General features: G+C 56.8%; 18 protein-coding genes and 3 tRNA genes. 14 read left to right on the top strand and 7 right to left on the bottom strand.

Annotation, left to right across the window (positions count from 1 at the left end; genetic code table 11):
• Positions 1-20: 20 nt before the first annotated feature.
• The 4 genes from RAS12_RS16960 to RAS12_RS16945 all read right to left on the bottom strand — a co-directional run bounded on the left by RAS12_RS16960 (position 21) and on the right by RAS12_RS16945 (position 1,234).
• Positions 21-617: a DUF2946 family protein gene (locus tag RAS12_RS16960; RefSeq protein ID WP_306937349.1), complete on the bottom strand. Its 597-nt coding sequence runs from the start codon at positions 615-617 to the stop codon at positions 21-23.
• Between the two features lie 2 nt (positions 618-619).
• Positions 620-937 (bottom strand): hypothetical protein, encoded by a 318-nt coding sequence (locus tag RAS12_RS16955; RefSeq protein WP_306937346.1) that lies wholly within the window; start codon positions 935-937, stop codon positions 620-622.
• Positions 938-1,029: 92 nt separating this feature from the next.
• Positions 1,030-1,103, bottom strand: a tRNA-Cys gene (locus RAS12_RS16950).
• A 55-nt stretch (positions 1,104-1,158) separates the two neighbouring features.
• A tRNA-Gly gene (locus tag RAS12_RS16945) sits at positions 1,159-1,234 on the bottom strand.
• 313 nt (positions 1,235-1,547) lie between these two features.
• On the opposite strand from RAS12_RS16945, the gene RAS12_RS16940 reads away from it, so the two are divergent.
• Positions 1,548-2,756 (top strand): benzoate/H(+) symporter BenE family transporter, encoded by a 1,209-nt coding sequence (locus tag RAS12_RS16940; RefSeq protein WP_306937344.1) that lies wholly within the window; start codon positions 1,548-1,550, stop codon positions 2,754-2,756.
• A 33-nt stretch (positions 2,757-2,789) separates the two neighbouring features.
• Here RAS12_RS16940 and pdxR read toward each other — a convergent pair whose 3' ends face one another.
• Positions 2,790-4,286: a MocR-like pyridoxine biosynthesis transcription factor PdxR gene (gene pdxR / locus RAS12_RS16935; RefSeq protein WP_306937343.1), complete on the bottom strand. Its 1,497-nt coding sequence runs from the start codon at positions 4,284-4,286 to the stop codon at positions 2,790-2,792.
• Positions 4,287-4,501: 215 nt separating this feature from the next.
• Between pdxR and RAS12_RS16930 the strand changes: the two genes are divergently transcribed.
• Positions 4,502-5,236: a hypothetical protein gene (locus RAS12_RS16930; RefSeq protein ID WP_306937341.1), complete on the top strand. Its 735-nt coding sequence runs from the start codon at positions 4,502-4,504 to the stop codon at positions 5,234-5,236.
• Positions 5,237-5,480: 244 nt separating this feature from the next.
• On the opposite strand, the gene RAS12_RS16925 is transcribed toward RAS12_RS16930, so the two are convergent.
• Positions 5,481-6,368 (bottom strand): LysR family transcriptional regulator, encoded by an 888-nt coding sequence (locus RAS12_RS16925; protein WP_306937339.1) that lies wholly within the window; start codon positions 6,366-6,368, stop codon positions 5,481-5,483.
• Positions 6,369-6,463: 95 nt separating this feature from the next.
• On the opposite strand from RAS12_RS16925, the gene RAS12_RS16920 reads away from it, so the two are divergent.
• The 12 genes from RAS12_RS16920 to RAS12_RS16865 all read left to right on the top strand — a co-directional run bounded on the left by RAS12_RS16920 (position 6,464) and on the right by RAS12_RS16865 (position 15,426).
• Entirely contained in the window at positions 6,464-6,787 is a 324-nt protein-coding gene (locus tag RAS12_RS16920) for a DMT family transporter (protein WP_306937338.1), read from the top strand.
• A gap of 210 nt (positions 6,788-6,997) precedes the next feature.
• Entirely contained in the window at positions 6,998-7,516 is a 519-nt protein-coding gene (speD, locus tag RAS12_RS16915; RefSeq protein WP_306937337.1) for an S-adenosylmethionine decarboxylase, read from the top strand.
• Positions 7,517-7,598: 82 nt separating this feature from the next.
• Entirely contained in the window at positions 7,599-8,582 is a 984-nt protein-coding gene (locus RAS12_RS16910) for a fatty acid desaturase family protein (protein ID WP_306937336.1), read from the top strand.
• Between the two features lie 46 nt (positions 8,583-8,628).
• Entirely contained in the window at positions 8,629-9,609 is a 981-nt protein-coding gene (locus RAS12_RS16905; RefSeq protein WP_306937334.1) for an isopenicillin N synthase family dioxygenase, read from the top strand.
• Between the two features lie 12 nt (positions 9,610-9,621).
• Positions 9,622-10,164: a DMT family transporter gene (locus RAS12_RS16900; protein WP_306937333.1), complete on the top strand. Its 543-nt coding sequence runs from the start codon at positions 9,622-9,624 to the stop codon at positions 10,162-10,164.
• A 32-nt stretch (positions 10,165-10,196) separates the two neighbouring features.
• Positions 10,197-11,357, top strand: a complete 1,161-nt coding sequence (locus tag RAS12_RS16895; RefSeq protein WP_306937331.1) for an amine dehydrogenase large subunit — start codon at positions 10,197-10,199, stop codon at positions 11,355-11,357.
• On the top strand, positions 11,358-11,921 hold the full coding sequence (locus tag RAS12_RS16890) for a MauE/DoxX family redox-associated membrane protein (protein ID WP_306937330.1): 564 nt from the start codon (positions 11,358-11,360) through the stop codon (positions 11,919-11,921).
• A 7-nt stretch (positions 11,922-11,928) separates the two neighbouring features.
• Complete coding sequence (gene mauD / locus RAS12_RS16885; protein WP_306937328.1) at positions 11,929-12,561, top strand: methylamine dehydrogenase accessory protein MauD; 633 nt, start codon at positions 11,929-11,931, stop codon at positions 12,559-12,561.
• 21 nt (positions 12,562-12,582) lie between these two features.
• A complete protein-coding gene (mauA, locus tag RAS12_RS16880) occupies positions 12,583-13,119 on the top strand; it encodes a methylamine dehydrogenase (amicyanin) small subunit (RefSeq protein WP_306951493.1) in 537 nt (178 codons plus the stop codon).
• A 4-nt stretch (positions 13,120-13,123) separates the two neighbouring features.
• Entirely contained in the window at positions 13,124-13,696 is a 573-nt protein-coding gene (locus tag RAS12_RS16875) for a c-type cytochrome (RefSeq protein ID WP_306937326.1), read from the top strand.
• A 3-nt stretch (positions 13,697-13,699) separates the two neighbouring features.
• Entirely contained in the window at positions 13,700-15,085 is a 1,386-nt protein-coding gene (locus tag RAS12_RS16870; RefSeq protein WP_306937325.1) for a multicopper oxidase family protein, read from the top strand.
• Between the two features lie 29 nt (positions 15,086-15,114).
• Positions 15,115-15,426, top strand: coding sequence for a c-type cytochrome (locus RAS12_RS16865; RefSeq protein ID WP_306937323.1), 312 nt, complete (start codon positions 15,115-15,117; stop codon positions 15,424-15,426).
• Positions 15,427-15,858: 432 nt separating this feature from the next.
• Here RAS12_RS16865 and RAS12_RS16860 read toward each other — a convergent pair.
• A tRNA-Gly gene (locus RAS12_RS16860) sits at positions 15,859-15,934 on the bottom strand.
• Positions 15,935-16,014: the final 80 nt, after the last annotated feature.

The following is a 16,014-nucleotide window of genomic DNA, read 5'->3' as shown; positions in this document are numbered from 1 at the left end:
CACGGCGCACACGCGACTGATTACTGCGGCGGGCCGGGATTCGGATCGAAGCCCAGCCGCTGCGCGATGTCTTTCCGTGTGATGGTTTGCAGGGGCGCGGCCGGGTAGATATCCGGCCACGTCACCTGCAACGTTTCGTCTGCCGGCAACGGACCCAGGCTGTCCAGCAAGCTCGCGCCATTGCGGGTGGTCAGATTTTCCAGCAAGGCGGATAGATCGCGATCCAGCACAATGCCTGGGCCCAACGGCGTCATTGCATACAACTGCCCGGCGTCATCCAGCCACCAAGCGCTGACCGACGTCACAGCCTTCTCTGTATGGGTCAGCAATCCATGGCTGTCGTCGCTTAAGCGCAGCACATAGGGCGCAGCGTCCAATCGCAGGAACACGCGCTGGGGGCCGTTCTGGAAGTACCAGCGGCCCGCGTCATCGTGTTCGTAGTTGCGGTTGATGAAGTCCAGAATCTGGGTGTTGGTGATGGACTCGCCCGCGCCGCCGGCCGTGGCCTGGCCTTGCGGATGCAGGCGCCAGCGGCCTCGGCCATCCAGCGACAGCCAGCCGTACACCGCTGGCACGTCGGGCCAGCGGGCGATTGCGTCCTTCACCGATTGATCCATGGTCAGGGCCGGATGATGATCGTGGGCGGGGTGATGACAATGGCGGGCGCAGGCATGGGAACAAGCACTTGCTGGGGCATGCCATAGCCTTGGCGGTAGTCATCCCGGCACTTGCGCTTTTCCTGATATTCGCCGTTGCGCTTCCATTTGCGCTCGACCTTGCAAGCGCCGTCCCAGTACTTCTCTTTGTACTCCCGCCCATGGCGATGCTGATGCCGGTCGGAGTCCGCCTCAGCGGCGAGCGGCGCCAGCGACAATAGCGCAGCGGCTGACAGAGTCACTAAAGGGGAACAGGCGCGGGATTTCAGAATGGAGTGCATAGGATCGGCGTTAGTAGAAAACGGCGTCACCATAGCAATCATTCGATTGACCGGGCGTAGGGATGGGTAACCAGATGCAGGGGGAAAGCTGCTGGAGGCGCAAGCCGGAATCGAACCGACGTACACGGATTTGCAATCCGCTGCATGACCACTCTGCCATTGCGCCAGCACTTGCATGAAAAAAGGAAGCGCGGTGTTGGCCGTTGCTTCCTTTTTGTATTTGGAGCGGGAGACGAGTCTCGAACTCGCGACCTCAACCTTGGCAAGGTTGCGCTCTACCAACTGAGCTACTCCCGCGGGGGTACTGCTGAAATACTTTTGAGTTACTGCTGTTTTGGCGGGATCTCTATAAGAGGCCGTGTCCACCAAAGACAGCGATTATACACAGAAATCTGGGCTTGTGTAGCGCTGCGTGGGCAGAGGTGAGTGAAATAGTCACAATTTGACTGGAGAGTCACGCAGTCCAGTCGACGTCCTGACGCCGTTTGAGGAAAAGTGGTCTGCTTAAGAACGTAAATGTGGCATGAATAAGCAGTCCATTGTCTGCCTAGAATCAACGCCTTACCGCTGGCCCGCAGCCGGCGTATGCATTCTAGATAGGAAGTGATTCATGACCCATTTCACGTCCAGGCTTCGGCCCGCCGACTTCTTCCTGCCAACCGTTGCCGCACTGATTTCGGTGCTGGTCAACTATGGGGGCACGTTCGTTCTGGTATTTCAAGCCGCTGAACTTGGCCATCTGTCGCCCGCGCAGACGACGTCATGGGTGTGGGCAGTATCGGTTGGCGTTGGCATCACGGGGGCTTGGCTCAGTTTTCGCTACAAAGCGCCGATCATTACCGCCTGGTCTACTCCCGGCGCTGCCTTTCTGGTGACGGTCATGCCGTTCACCCCTTACGGTGAAGTGATTGGTGCATACATGATTTCCGCGCTGGGATTCATTTTGCTGGGATTGTCCGGCGCGTTTGAAAAATTGGTTCGCATGATCCCGGGCGGCATTGCGGCCGGCTTGTTGGCAGGCATCCTGCTTCAATTTGGAATCAACGCCTTTGGCGGCGCGAGCGTCGATCCGTTGCTGGTGATCGTGATGGTGGTTTCGTACGCGCTGCTCAAGCGCTTCACCTCGCGCTTCGCTGTCGTGGGAATTTTGTTGATCGGGCTGACATTGCTTGTCGTGCAAGGTCGAATCGACTTTTCGGCCATTCATCTAAGCGTGGCAACGCCGGTTTTCGAAATGCCCCGGTTCTCGTTGCAAGGCCTGCTGGGGGTAGCGTTGCCGCTATTCATCATTACGCTGACGGGGCAATACATGCCTGGCATGCTGGTGCTCCGGAATGATGGCTACACCACCAGCGCAAATCCTATCCTTACGGTGACGGGTTTGGGGTCCCTGATCATGGCGCCGTTTGGTTCGCACGCTTTCAACGTGGCGGCGATCACCGCAGCTATTTGCACGGGTAAGGACGCGCATGAAGATCCGCGTAAGCGATACATCGCTGGTCTGGCTTGCGGGCTGTTCTACGTGTTGGTGGGGACGTTTGGCGTGACATTGGCAACGCTGTTCATGGTGTTGCCCAAAGCGTTCATCACCACGCTAGCGGGCATTGCCTTGCTTGGCGCAATCGGCGGCAGCTTGGCCAATGCCATGGCCGATGCCCGAACCCGGGAGACCGCGCTGATCACTTTCCTGGCCACAGCTGCCAACGTCACAATGCTAGGCGTAGGCGGCGCCTTCTGGGGGCTGGTCGCCGGGCTTACCGCGCACGTCCTGATCCACGCGGGTCATCGCACGCTGATTGGCAGTGCGGCCAAGACATAAGAGGCCGCATCTTGCACACGCGTGTCTTGGCGCCTACTGGCTTAACGCACGCGACAAGCGCTGCATGGCCGTATCGATTTCAAAGTCGGTCAATGCGGCATAACCCAACAGCCAGCCGCTTTGCTTGACCGGGCCGGCGTACAGTCTGCTGAGTCCGGCCAATTGCACGCCTGCGGCCGCCGCTTGGCGGATGGTATTTTCCTCTGACCATCCGGGTGCCAGCAGGCACGGTATCTGCAGGCCGCCTTCTGGCCGGTACGCCGTGACGACACCGTTCAGATGTTTACTGACCGACGCCATCATGGCGTCCCGGCGGCTGGCGTACAGCTTTCGCATTGCACGGACATGCGAGTTGTAGTGGCCACCTTCCATGAAACTGGCCAGAGTCAGTTGAAGGATTTGCGGCGTGTGTCCGTCCATGATGCTGCGCGCATACGTGAATGCGCTGACCAGCGAAGGCGGCAAAACCATGTACCCCATCCTGAGACCGGGGTAGAGCGTTTTGCTAAAGGTGCCGACGTAGATGGTTCGTTGATGTTTGTCCAAGCCCTGCACACAAGCCGTGGGCAGGCCGTCGTAATGGAATTCGCTGTCGTAGTCGTCCTCGATGATCCACTTGCCGTTTTCCGCGGCCCAGCGTATCAGTTCCAGCCGGCGTTCAAGCGACAGCGTGACGCCGGTGGGGTACTGATGCGACGGCGTCACATACACGCAGTGCGCACCGCTGCGGTCGGCTCGCAATAAATCGGTGCGCAGACCCTGCGCATCCACATCAATGGGCACGACTCTGGCTTCGGCCGATTCAAAAGCCTTTCTGGCGCCGAAATATCCGGGGTTTTCCATCAAGATTGGCTTGCCGGCATCGGCCAGCAATTGCGCGCACAGAAACAAGGCTTGCCGGGTACTGCTCAATATCAGGATTTGCTCAGGGCTTGCCTTGGCCCCACGTTCCAGATTCAAGTATGCGGCGATGGCTTGCCGCAATGGTTCGGACCCCAGCGGGTCGCCGTGCAACAGCACCTGGCCGCGGTAGTCCTTTGCCGCCTGGCGTTGCAGCCGTTCCCAGGTGCTGGCCGGGAAGGTGCGAGTTTCCGGCAAACCTGTGGCAAATGCCCGAACCACCTGTTGATCCGAGACCCCGCGGGATTCGAAGATCATGCGGCCGCGCCGGCTCAAGCCTTCGCCAGCCGCCGTCTGGCCGCGCCCCTCGTCATGAGCCTGGACCCGTCTGCCCGCTGCGCCTCGCAGTTCAGCGCCCACGGTTCCAGACACATAGCTGCCGGACCCGCCCCGCCGGACGATGTAGCCGTCGCGCTGCAATTGCACGTAGGCGTTCTCCACCGTGTCACGTGCCATGCCCAGCGATGCCGCCAAGGTGCGGCTGGCGGGCAGTTTGATGCCAGGCCCAAGCGCACCGTCGAGTATCAACACGCGCAGCGCGCGCTGGATGCGCTGGTGTAGATCCAGGAATCGGAAGTCGGCATCGTTCAGCCGCATCTTCAACGTTTCCAGCTCGAACGTTTTCGCCATCGGTATTGGGTTATCAGGATGCAGGGGCTGGTCGCTAGGGGAAACCCCAGAGAGCCAGGATTTTAATATTTTTCTTATGCGGTTATTCCCGCAACAGCGTCAAGCTGAACCGCTTTTTTTGGACTCCATTGCGTGCACTTGGCCTGCGGCGCGGTAAGAGGAATGCGCCTTTGCTTTGTTTCGGAATGCCAATTGAATGGGAGACGGCCCGTACCATGGGTTTCGACATCACGTACCATCCGATCACCGAAAGTGAAATCCTCACTTGCTACTTCGACCTCATTGCCGACCCTTCGCTTCGGCAGAACGTCTACGACCGGTTCAATCTGACGCAAGATGATCGAGAACTCGTCAATTGCCGGCTGGACACAGACTTTACCGCTGAACCGTTCAATAGCGGCGTTGGCATGGCGCTGGCATCGGCAGCAGGTTTCTACCGGAAGTACTGGTACATACGGGGCGGCGCATTCAGCTTCATCCTGGAGGAATATCCTGAATTTGCAAGGTACTGCCGCAGCTGGGACCTTTTGCTTCCGAAAGGAAAATTCCCGGATCGCAGGCCGCATTTGCAGGCCAACTACATGGTGGGCTGCTATCTGAGCGAGGCGGGTGTATTAGCCTTGCGCGCGGATGCGAAGACCAACAAAGAAGTGCGGACCCTTCTGCACGAGCTTTTCTCGCACGGCCGTTTGCCGATCTTCATGCAGGCATTGGACTACGCCGCCGAAAACAAAACGGGCTTGATCGAAGCGTCTGAAATCGTGGAGCCTGATCCCTTTTCCCTGGAGAACAGCGGCTTCCGGTCCAATCCAGACAATTGCGATATGCAAGGCGTGTCGCTGTACGTCTCAGCGGCGACCGAGCAAGTCAGTCAGGCGATGGCGCAGCAGCAGAACGGGGCGGCGGCTCGGCCTGCCGGGTTTTGGCAATGGATAAAGCGTTGGTTTTGATCGCGATGCGGGCGAATCCCTCAGTCTCACGGTCACCCGCAATCTTCGGTAGCGCGCGTCTGGCGCTGTGCATCAAGAACGGCTGCGCCCCGCGCGAAACGCGTGCTCGTGACTTGCAGGCTGCCCGTGCGCTATCCGGCGTGTATACGGTCGGCAGCCGCCAAGATGACGCACGCATCCTTAAGGCAGCACGGGGCCGGTATTGAACCGGAGAACGCGCTTCCGTCTCCGTTCCCATGGCCAGTCAGGCGGCAAGCCCCTCCACACCTTGCCATAGGGCGCTAGATAGCTCTTTGATCACGGGATCTCTGAGCGCGTGCTGAGACTGATAAAGGACGATTTCCACTTTCGGAGGAGGTGGAAATCCTGCTGCCGCAGGATCCAAGGCAACAAGCCCGGCTCCAACGGAAGAGGGCAACAGTGCCGCGATTGCCGAGCCTGATCTGACCGCCGAAAGCAGCGCGGGCGTGCCATGGCTTTCCACGGCAATTCTCGAAGCAATCGCTGCCCCATCGAGCGTTGCTACGACTTGTTCTCTCCAGATGCAGGGCGCTCCATAGACTGCCAGAGGAAGAGGGCGCTGACGCGCATCAAAATCTGGCGACGCCGCCCAGACGAGTGGGACTGAAGCGACAGAGATTGGCTCTATATCCCCAAGTGGGGCGCGCAATCTGTCGCCGATGAGCATATCCACCTTGCCGGCCCTGAAGGCCTCCTCAGCCTGAGGGCCGGAGTCGAAGTTCAAATCGATCTTGATGGGGTCGAAGAGTCGTCTGATGCGTGCGAGCCCATGATCGAGTGCAGCGATCGATGACAGGTCCTCAATCATCCTAATCCGCCTTGGACGCTTGTCGATCGGCATCTTGTGTCGCGCCATGAACTCGTGCGCTTCGATACCCAGCGCCAGGATACGTTCGGCGTATGGCAAAAACTCCAGGCCACCGGTAGTCAGTGTCACGCCACGCGTGGTTCGGTTGAACAGCGGCTGATCCAGAATTTCTTCAAGACGCCGGATTTGCAACGTGACAGCGGCCTGGGTTCGTTTCATCGCAGCAGCGGCCTGGCCGAAGCTACCGCGCCGGGTCGCCTCTATGAAGGTTCTAAGCAAAATCTCATCTAAGACCGGCGCCATAAATAATCCTTATTAGTGCATTAACAAAATTGGGAGTTCTCTGTTTAACGCCGCGTTGCTAAATTGGCCTCATGGAAAATAAGTGGAGGTAGTTTATGAGTCCGTGGATTTATTTAATTGCAGCTGGGGCGCTAGAAGTCGTGTTTGCTACCAGTATGAAATACGCCGATGGTTTTTCCAAGCCGGTAGCGTCCGCCATAACACTGATCGCCGCGATTGGTAGCGTGGCCTTGCTGACAATGGCGCTCAAAGCAATTCCGCTGAGCGTCGGCTACATCGCCTGGATGGGTATCGGTGCGGTTGGGACGGTAGTTTTCGGCTTGGTTTTGTTTGGAGAGTCGATGACTCTTACAAAACTGCTCAGCCTCACGGTCATTGTCATCGGGGTGCTCGGCCTCAAGATCAGTGCGGACGCCTAAGGCCAAGCGTCTTACCCGCCGTAGTATTCACGGCACCTTAATTGATATTACACATCGTCCAGTCGCCTAGCTGCCCTTTAGAACAAGTTCGCAGCCTGTGTTACCTATTTTCAGATATTTCTCAACAGTGTTTTTTTGCATCGCCCATCAAATACCGTGGTGATGCGTGTGTTGTATCTGGCAGCCAGGCATTGGCAAAGGGAGATTGGGATGCCTATCGGAACAAATATCAATCAACCGGTGCTTCTTGGCGTGGAGAACACGCCGCTTATAGCAAACCATGAACAGAGGGAACACTTCGGGGAGCACATGACAATTGACGGCTATGGGGGAAGCCAGGCCAAACTGGATCATTCGTCCCATATCCTGCAAGGACTTTCCCTTCTTGTGGATCGGCTCGGCATGAAGCCCCTCGCCGAACCCGTCATCTACTACGCCAAGGGCAATGACAAAAAAGACCCTGGTGGATGGACCGGCATTCTTGCTATCGAAGAAAGCCACATCAGTATTCACACGTTTCCTGCCATCGGTTTTGTCACCGCAGATGTCTATACCTGCCGAAATGGCATGGCTCAGAGAGAAATCGTCGATTTTTTCAGAGAGCACTTTTCTCTGAAAGAAATTGAAGTCAACTTTCTGCGGCGCGGAATGCACTTCATGGCATTGGCGATGAGCCGAAGCTCCTTGGATGCCCAAAAGCAAAAGGTGGCAGCCAATGCGCAGCCATGATAACTCCCACAGTTCATTTCAGCGGTGGGGCGACGAGGAAAGAGCCGCTATCCTAAGTTGCGCGCAGAAGAGACGCCCATTCTTGACCGCATTGACCATTGTTCTGGTATTTGGCGGATATACGACGGGCATCCTCATAATCACCGTAAGTGAGATGTTCATCGCCACGCTCGGGGTCATTCCCCTCAGCATGTCCATGATTGCGGCATGGTATCTGAGCCATGAAGCTGCGCACCAACTGGTGCTGCGCGGGAAAAGGCTGAATAACGCGGTGGGCGAAAGCCTTTCGCTGATAAACGGCGGCTTCTATTTCCCATTCAAGGACTATCGAACCGATCATCTCCGCCACCATGCGGAAAATGTCGATCTGCTAGGCGTGGACATGAACGTACTGCTAGGGGACAAGCGCTCCTTGTTTCGCCGCATTGCCCTGCGCCTGGAATACTTTTACATCCCTATTTGCCATGACCTTATAAGGCTGGATGCCGTTGTAGATGCGGTAAGGGGCAACGGTAAAGCGAGGTTGCGGATCGTATTGTCTTTTGCTTTCGATGTGGTGTTCATTGCGCTACTGGCCGTTGTCTCTTGGTTTTCGCTGATTCCTTATTTACTTGCTCGTTGCGCCAAGATTCATTGCGTGAGGTTTGTGGATGCCTTTCAACATAGCTATCCCCAGCTTTCACCTTTGTCCCGGCATGCCGCGTCTGGGGTGGCATTCGAGCAGGCCAATACGTTTTCGTTTCCCGTAGCCCGAAAATTCAAGTTCCTGAACTGGCTTATTTTGAACTTCGGCTACCACAACGCTCATCACGCAGCTCCTGCCTGTCCGTGGTACCACCTTCCTGAACTAAACAGAATTCTCTTCGAGCATGACGCAGCCCAGGACGCCCTGCGAGAAAAATGGAACGTGATGGGAACGGTGAGCGTCGTTGAACTGGCCCTGGCATACCACCGAGGGCGCGTCAGGCGTATCACAGAGGGTTCGGCTGGCGAACCAATTTCAAATGGCAAGGATTTCTCTATTGCACATTTTGGCGGCGCTTTCACCGACAACTTGTTGGGATAGGAGCCAGTACAGAAGCATTGGCATAACCGAACAGTACGAGAACGAGATGAATGAGAATAGGAAAGCAGTACGCTCAATCCCGGTCATTGATGTTCAAGGGCTCAGGGTTAATCAGGGCATTTCATCAGACCTGGTAAGTCAGGTTGACCGCGCTTGCCGAGAGATCGGTTTCTTTTCCGTCGTCAATCATGGCATCGACGCGTCCACCATCGACTCCGTGCTGGCCCAAGCGAAGATCTTCTTCAATCAGCCGAAGCACTTGAAGGAGGAAATCGAGATCCACAAATCTCCGTACATGCGCGGGTACTTCAGCGAAGGCGCAGATAAATCAGACGGAGTGCTCGGTGACATCAAGGAGGGGTTCGACATGGCATCCGAGATTGCCCTCGAGGATGCGTACGTCAAGGCCAACCTGCCGTTCTACGGACCAAACGCCTGGCCAGCGTCAATGCCGCACTTCAGATCGGTGATGCTGGGTTACCACGCGCAGGCCCTCGATCTGGGGCGGCGCCTGCTGCGAGTGTTTGCTCTGGGTCTCGGTATGCCTGCTCACCACTTCGACGACAAGTTCGTCAAACCCATGGCTCAGTTGCGCGTGCTGCGCTATCCGCCGATCGAATATGCGGAAGGGCAGCCGATTGGTGCAGGAGAACATACTGATTTCGGGTGGATCACAATGATTGCACAGGATTCCGTTGGGGGCCTTGAGGTCAGGAACGCGGAACACGAGTGGATACCGGTGCCCCCAATCAAATCGGGCTTTGTGGTCAATATTGGCGACCTTATGTCCCGGTGGACAAACGACCACTACCCGGCAACTTTTCATCGCGTGGTGAATACCAGCAACAGAGAGCGGTACTCCGCTGCATTCTTCATGGACCCAGACTATTACGCATCTGTGGAATGCCTATCGAGTTGCGTGTCACCAGAGCGGCCTGCACGATATCCCCCCACCATTGCCGGCGAGTATATGGACCGCCGGTTTCTTGAAACCACCACATTCCGCGAAAGCCAAAACAACAGATAAGAGGTATTGGACATGCTGGAAAAAGGCTCGGTTGCATTCTATTTATCAGCTGCGGCGGCAATTGTCGGAACTGTTGGCTATCACATGCTGATGAAGAAGGTGCCCAGTGCCATCAATCCAATAGTTTCCTTGCTGGGAATATATGTCGCGATTATTGCGATTTCAGCGTTGTTTCTCCCGTTCGTCATGGGCAATGGCACTCTGGGCGAGAGCTTGCGTCAAATGACCGGAGTACAGGCCGGCATTGCCGTTTGCATCATATTGATGGAGATAGGATTTCTGCTGATGTACAGGAGCGGTTGGGATCTGAGCACAGGAAACGTGGTCACGGGGGCCATCGTGAATATTGCCTTGATCGTTGTAGGCGTTCTCATACTCCGTGAAGATCTATCTCTGCTGAACATGCTCGGAATTGCATTGTGCGTGGCTGGTGTATTTCTGATTGGCTACAAAAGCGCAGAGCCTGATCCGGTCGCCGCTTCAGCAATTCATGGCCATGCCCCCCCTGCGCAAGCCGCGCTACAAATCAAAAATAGTCGCCCTTCGGGGGAATGACTCAAGCCCCACGACGGGGATTGGACGAAGAGATGAGACGCCCCTTCTATGCCGCTTGCCTTGCTTTGGCATGCAGTTCAGTGAATGCCCAGGATCTTCCGTCAGGCATCCCCTTGGCGGAGACCCACAACGTCAGCACGCTGACCGACAACCCTCGCAGATTGTGGGTTCTTGATACGTCGTTTCCCGCGCCACAAGCAGCCAAGGTTTGGATCCTCGACGGTAACAGTGGCCAAGTCGAGGGCATGTTCAACATGGGGTATTGGCCAAATCTTGGGCTCTCGCCTGATAAGTTGGAAGTCTATTCCGTCGACAGTTTTTGGGAAAAGCACACACGCGGCGCCAGGCACGACTATCTGACTACCCGCAATATCCGAACGCTTGAGGTTACGAGCGAAGTTGAATTGCCCAAAGGCCGTGCGCTGATCGTCACCAATAAACCTAATTTTGACGTTACTCCGGATGGGAGATTTGGGCTTTCGTTCAATCTCGCGCCGGCAACCACTGTGAGCGTCATCGACCTGAACAAGAAGGCCTATCTCGGTGAAATTCCCATCCCTGGTTGCGGCCTCATCTTCGCCTCGGCACCAAGCAAATTCACGAGCGTCTGCTCCGATGGAACGCTGCAAACGGTCACCTTTGATATTCGCGGCGAGGCGATCAGCAGTACGACAGAACGAACCGAGGCGCCAGTCTTCGACGCCGAGCAAGACCCGGTGTTTGAGCACGCCGGCCTGGATCGGCGCAACAGCAAGATCTATCTGATTTCCTACGGAGGCAGAGTTGTCCCCATTGATCTCTCGGGTAGTGCTCCGAAGCCCGAACCGTCGTGGTCGTTGCAAGGAGACGCCGAGAAGGCGGCGCACTGGCGGCCTGGAGGATGGCAGATAGCGAGTTTCAATCCCGTCACGCAGCGGCTCTACGTTCTTATGCATCAGGGGAATGCATGGACCCACAAGGACCCGGCAACAGAACTCTGGGTCGTGGATGTCACCACGCGAAAGGTCGAGCAACGCCTCAGGCTTCAGGACAAGACGCTGTCCGTTGCCATCTCTCTTGACGCCGAACCGTTGCTCTACACCATCGCTGAATCCAACGACATCGTCATCTACAACACCATTGGGCAAGTCGTAGCGCGCCAGGAAAAGCTGGGGCTGTCACCACTTGTGCTCTATGTTTCCGGGGAGCATTGAATGATTGATCCTATTTTTCAGTACGCCTCCGCCTTCTTGTTGGCACTGGTGACCGGGTCTGCGGCTGCGTCGAAAGCCGGCCAACGGGACATCCTTGAAGGAGTGATTGCCAACTATCGGGTACTGCCCTCGATCTTGGTCCGCCCAACCGCATATGTTTTGCCGATTGTGGAATGTGCGATTTGCCTCGCCTTGCTGTTTCCCATGTCCCGGCATGTCGCCGCGGCCGCAGCACTCGTCCTGATCGGAATTTTCACTATCGCAATCGGCGTCAATCTTATTCGTGGCCGGACCTGGGTCGATTGCGGCTGTTTCAGCTCTACATTGCGGCAGCCGATCTCCTGGGGAGTGGTGGCACGCAACGCGTTCTTCATGATCGCAGCAACGCTCCCCTTGGTCAGCTCCAACGAGAGGGCGGTAGCGCTGGGAGATATAGCAGCCGCTGCGGTGATAGCGATGGCTCTATTTGTGCTCTCGCTCGCCTTCAGCCTCATTGCGCCAGGTCGTCCGGACCGCGATAGGAAAAAGTCTCATGCATTTGAGACTGTTCTACGCGCCAGGTAAACGCACTATGAACACGACCGCACTTACCGCTACCGTAGCGCTGCTCGGTGTCATCACACTTTTGTTGACTGTCATGGTGTTCGGCCTGGCTCGTCAGATTGGCATCTTGCATGAACGCATCGCGCCGATGGGCGCCATGGTCAATGATCGTGGCCCTGCAATTGGCGAATTGGCGCCAGTCATAACTGTCACCACCATAGATGGCCACACCGTGCAAACGGGCGGTCCTCAACCGGAAGACAAAGCCCAACTGGTGCTGTTTGTTTCTCCGAGCTGCCCCATCTGCAAAAAACTCCTGCCCTTGCTCGAATCCTTTGGCGCAAGTGAGCAGCTAAACGTCCTGCTTATTGGCGACGGCGACCCGGCCGAGCAAGCCAAGATGAGAAAGGCATTCGCGATCGAAGGCATTCCCTACGCGAACTCGGTCGAGATTGGCCAGACGTTCCGAGTCAGCAAGCTGCCTTATGCAGTCTTGATTGACGAGAGCGGCATCATTCGATCCAAGGGTTTGGTCAATAGCCGGGAACACCTGGAGAGTTTGGTGATTGCCAAGGAATCGGGCTACGGAACGATCCAGGACTACCTCATAGGCGAGGGTGGGGTTGCCCCACCGAAAGGCCACAAGGCCGTGCAACACTGAGGAACTCAAATGAAACGCATCATGAAATCTCTGGATGGCAACCTTGAGCGCTTGTTTCGTCGCACCGCGCAACGAACATCAAGGCGCGGCGCGCTTGCAAAAATAGGCGGGCTGCTGGCGGGAGCCGCAAGTGTGCCACTGTTGCCGGTGAGTCGAGCGGCCCAAGCGGCACCCGATCATGCTGCCCATGCATCTGATTTTTCCAAGACAGCGCAGACGGAGGATCCAACCGCGTGCAATTACTGGCGCTACTGCTCGACCGATGGCTACCTTTGCTCGTGTTGTGGAGGCACCGCGTCGAGCTGCCCTCCAGGAACGACTCCGTCTCTGACCTCATGGATTGGAAGCTGCATCAATCCAAGCGATGGAAAGACCTACCTCATCTCCTACCAGGATTGCTGCGGTCAAGATGCATGCGGGCGATGCGCTTGCCTGGGGCAGGAAGGAGAGATGCCGACGTATCGGCCACAGCTCAATAACAACATCATCTGGTGCTTTGGTTCGTCGAGTATGGTCTACCACTGCTCAAGCGCACTGTTGGTCGGCTTGGCGGAGTAGTTCCATGCTGCATTCGAGTCCTGCCATGCTCAGCGCTACTGCATTTTCGCTAGCGTGTCTGCTAGCCGCGCCTGCTTTGTCGGCGCGTGCCGAGCCAGTCCCAGCTGTCATTGAAAATGCGGCGGCAGCGCGCGACGTACCTGATTCATTGCTTCAAAACAGCTCGGCACCCTTGGCTCGTATCCTTGGGCCTGCACAGGACTATGCCAACAATTGCCAGGGTTGCCATGGTGCAAAGGGTGTTTCTGTAGCCGAGTTCCCGGCGCTGGCAAACCGAATAGGCTATTTTCCGCGTATTCCGGAAGGGCGCGACTATTTGATCCAAGTTCCCAACGTGGCGCTCTCGCAGCTGAGCAGCGCTCGCCTGGCCGAGCTGATGAACTGGATGCTGCAGATGTATAGCGCTGCACAACTTCCCCGCAGCTTTGAACCCTACACTGCGGCTGAAGTAGACCGCCTTCGCATCAGCCGGATCGACCCCGTTGCGGAGAGAGAAAGGATCATCGTTTTACTAATCGAGCGCGACCATCTTGACGCGCCAGAAACCCTCGCCCTCAGCCCTTTCCGAAACTACTGAACGATGACGCTGAACCGCCACCGCCGGGCGCTGTTGGCAGGATGCTCGGGTATTGGCGTGCTCGGGTTGGCAGGATTCTCGTGGAGCGGCTTGACGGAGTCCGGGCGGCGTCCGGAGTTACCGGCCCTGGTTGAAGCTCCCATCGTTCGATGCCAGCAAGGTCTGGCGACTGTCCAATTAAGTGCGGCGCCGCTTCAAAGCGCAATCGCAGGGAATATCCTCGGCTATTCAGGCTCCTATCCCGGGCCGCTGCTGCGATTGCGTGAACACGAGCGCGTGCGGATCAAGTTCCACAACCAGACAACCTCAGCCAGCAACCTGCACTTTCACGGCCTGTCCGTTACTCCCGGAGGAACGGGGGACAACCCGTGGATCGTCGTACCTCAGGGTGAACGATTTCATTATGAGTTCGATATACCGGCTGGTAACGCCGGGTTGCACTGGTACCACCCCCACTTGCATGGGCAGGTCGGCGTCAGCGCCCACATGCAAATGCGGGGATTGGTCGGTGCAGTCCTGATTGAGTCAACCGAACCCGACGCCTTACCTCCTTCAGACGATCGTGTCGTCGTTCTTCACGACATGGCGATTCGAGACAACCTGGTACGCGCCCCAAGCGCGGGTGATTGGATCGTTGGCTTGGAGGGCGCCAGATTGTTGGTCAACGGTGTCGAGCGGCCGAAAATCACCGCTCGCAAAACATGGTTGCGATTGCGGCTGGTCAATGCATCCAATGCACGCTACTGGCGCCTCGCGCCGTCCGATGGCGGCCCCATGTTCCTTATTGCTCAGGACGGTTCCCTTCTGACCGGACCGGAGGAAGCCAGCGAAATATTCCTTCCGCCAGGCGCGCGAGCCGAAGTCATGATCCCCGTCGGGGGTAGGCCTGACTTCTATCTGATGTATCGCCCGTATGCCCGAATGGGGGTTGTTCATACAGGCAACCTTCCCCTGATTCAGATTTGTTCCAGTGTGACCGAATCGCGTGTTGCCGCGTTGCCGGCACGCCTCTCCGACTGGCCGCCACTCGATCCCTCGGCAATCAGCCGGCGACGCGACATACCCATTGCGTTGATGAACATTTGTGGTCAGCCCTACAACAGTGCCAGGATCGACATTCAGGCGCAGGCGGGTACGACCGAGATCTGGACTGTCCGCAATGTCGACCTGATGGACCATCCGATGCATCTACACACCTGGCGATTCGAAGTCATCAGCCTGAACGGGGTTGCCACAAATCGGCGTGCTCGACTCGACACCTACAACCTGCGTCCGGGAGATAGCGCCGAACTTGCGATTCGGTTCGATGTGAACCGCGGAAAGTCCCTCTTCCACTGTCACATCGTCGAACATGCCGACCAAGGAATGATGGCGGTTGTCGAGGTCTAGATCCGCCAATTCCATTTCAGGATAGAGACATGACCAGAACGTTCCTCGTTGGGGTAGTAATGCTATTTATCGCCTTGCCTGCTGCCACGCAGGATCTGGCCAAAGCACGCGAAATCTATGCCGTATGCAGTTCATGTCACGGTGAAAATGGCCGAGCGACAACGGTGCCGCAATACCCGGTTATCGCAGGTCAGAACAGAGCCTATCTCAGCAATGCTCTCAAGGCCTATCGAGACGGCAAACGGCAAGGCACATACGCCTCAATGATGGCTGCCGCCACCAGAACGCTTACGGATGAAGAGATTTCGGCTCTGGCCGACTACATCGCTGCATTGAAGTAGCGCTCGTTAGGGGCGCTATCTCGTCGCTCCTGAATGAAGTCTCTGCGCCTGATGGCCAATCTGTTGTAACGCCTGGGCGATCGCGGCCGGATGCGCTTCAGTACCCCGACGCAGGGTGATGTCGAATGCAGCAACTATGTGCCCGGTACTGAGTTAGCCCTGCAAGCAGATACGGATGGCCAGGTGTACAGGTACACCTCGGTTGACGCACGAGCCGGTGCGGAACGCAGTTTCCCTGGGATCACGAACAGATGGTCGGTATGTCGCCCGCTGCCGCCCAGCGACAAGACACTTCAGCCCGCATCCGTATCGATGGACTAAAAAGTGCTGGCTGCTGCTGGATTACGGTGGGGCTTGCAGAAATGAAAAAGGGGCTTTCGCCCCTTATTTCAATGACCTGCAGAAGTCGATTGAACTCTGCAAATCTATATTTGGAGCGGGAGACGAGTCTCGAACTCGCGACCTCAACCTTGGCAAGGTTGCGCTCTACCAACTGAGCTACTCCCGCATTTCGCTTTGTGGCCATTTTCCAGCAATGCCTCATTTGATTCTGGTCATCTGAGTTTTGCACCTCCCGGATCAGCTTGA

This window comes from Achromobacter seleniivolatilans (assembly GCF_030864005.1).
Lineage (GTDB): Bacteria > Pseudomonadota > Gammaproteobacteria > Burkholderiales > Burkholderiaceae_B > Achromobacter > Achromobacter seleniivolatilans.
The sequence above is the reverse complement of the archived record's forward strand: the minus strand, read 5'-3'. Positions and strand labels throughout refer to the sequence as shown.